Origin of the sequence: Chitinophaga sp., from assembly GCF_035564935.1 — a bacterium.
In the GTDB taxonomy this organism is placed as follows: Bacteria; Bacteroidota; Bacteroidia; order Chitinophagales; family Chitinophagaceae; genus Chitinophaga.
The window spans coordinates 1-2092 of sequence record NZ_DATMTE010000550.1 but is presented as its reverse complement, the minus strand read 5'-3'; the positions used below and the strand labels follow the sequence as shown (position 1 = coordinate 2092).

The window sequence follows — 2092 nt, the reverse complement described above, 5'->3', positions numbered from 1 at the left end:
ATTCATTTTTCCATTTCCTGATCTTTCCTGAACTGTTTGAAGCGGCAAAAATAAGCGTATCAAAAGTATAAAAGTCGCACAACCGACTGATACTCACCACCGGATTACATGTTAACAAAATATAGTCCGTCCGCAATTTTTCAGGCGGTGGACGTTCAGGCAGCATGCTATCTATGATCAGAAGTCTTTTACCCTGAAAACTCAAAAGGCGGCCGTATTGCTGAAAAGAAGGCAGTTTCCCTGCACAAACACGCAGATTGGCGCGCGTATTAAGGAGCTGCTGTGCCACGGGCAACTGCCAAACACTATCGTTGCCGGCGAATTGTACATTATTACCTTTAATACAATCAATTGCCGTATAGGCGGGTACGTTATAAACGATCAAACTGCATTGCAATCCACAAATTATAACCCAGCGTGCACGGACAATAAAAAATGCCCAGGTACAAAAAAACCCCGTCCATAAACCGGGTCTGAACTTTACCAGCAGCCACAGCGCCAGCCCTGTGATGAGCAGATAAAGTAACACGGTTTGAGCCAGGGAACAATGAATATCTCTTATCAGCGCACCGGGTAAGTTCCCTATCCAACCCACGCAGCTGTTCATGGAAAGAATGAGATATTTCAGTGCCTTGCCCAGCCAAACTGCCGGCGACCCGAAAGGAGCGACAAACAGGAGCATTATTTCTCCATAAATTATCACAGTGGATAAGGGCACAGCTACCAGGTTAGCCGGAAGAAAGTAGTTGGGGAACTGATGAAAATAAAATAAACTCACAGGTGTGGTGGTGAGCTGGGCAGCGAGCGATACTGCTGTCATTTGCCAAAGCCAGTCTACCCACCTGCGCTTCGACTGGAACAGCTGGTAAACCGGCTGATAAAAAAGCAGGATGCCAAGTACCGCCAGATACGACAGCTGGAATCCTGCATCTACCACCAGGTAGGGATCAAAGCATAATAGCACGGTAGCGGAGGCTGCCAGGGTATTATAAATGCTACTGTGGCGATACAATATGAAACGTCCTATAGTGATACCCGTAAACATCACTGCTGAGCGGAGCACAGAAGCCGATGCCCCGGTAAGCAATGCAAATCCCCATAGCACCAGCAGAACGATCACTGCTTTTGTAATATTTATCCAGCGATGTGGGCGTAACCATTGCAAAAGCCACAACAGCGTACCATACAACAGGGCAAGATGCATTCCTGATATGGCTATTACGTGTACGATCCCTGTATTGCTGTAGCTCTGCACCACTTCCCGGTCCAGATCCTGGCGGTAACCAACCAGCAGCGCTTCTGCCATACCCGCCTCTGGACCGTTGCCGATATACTTTTTCAGGTTAAACAAACAATACTCCCTTGCCTGCAGCAATAGCTGCTGAACAGGATGGCCGCGATTATGTGGTAACCGGTAAAAATCCTGCGGGCGGAGATATAACTGCTGATAAATCCGTTGCGTTAACAGGAATTGCTGATAATCAAATGTACCGGGATTGCCGTTGAATTTAACAGATTCGGGCCGTTTTCGGACAATCAGTTCATCACCATAACGAAGGGCCTGCAAGCCGCTGTCTTTTCCCGTATAAAGCAGTAAATAGCCTTTTACGGGCATCCATTCGCCCTGCCTGCAAACCGCTATTACCCGGGCAACAGTTTTAAAGGAGCGTTTTTTTTCCTGCGGAGGCTCATTGATGCGCAATAAATATAATGGCGTATCAATAATACAATGACCATAAAAGCCTCTACTGTGGCGCAGATCAGCATTATGCAACAACAGGCCGCCGCAACAGGAGATTAATATAAAAAGAAATATACCGGGTAACCAGGCTGCGGTAAACCGCCACTGTAGCGGTAAAAAACGAAATATCAACACACCGGCAATACAAACGCCCATCAATGCAATGTATAAAACAGGATATACCGGCAGATACAGCTGAAGGATGATGCCAGCCAGCAACGGTACAATGATACGCAGAAAGGGCGCACGCTTCCAGCACATCACTACAAACAATGTGGATTCAAATTCCATGCAGGTTAACTTTATCAGGTACAACAAAGCTCTTATTTATACCTTTCAAAAGTGTTTTGG

1 protein-coding gene is annotated in these 2092 nt (G+C 46.6%); it reads right to left on the bottom strand.

All coding sequences use genetic code 11. The features are described 5' to 3' along the window. A partial coding sequence (locus tag VN105_RS14290) for a ComEC/Rec2 family competence protein (RefSeq protein ID WP_325642006.1) occupies positions 1-2032 on the bottom strand: 2032 nt, incomplete at its 3' end. Positions 2033-2092 lie beyond the last annotated feature (60 nt).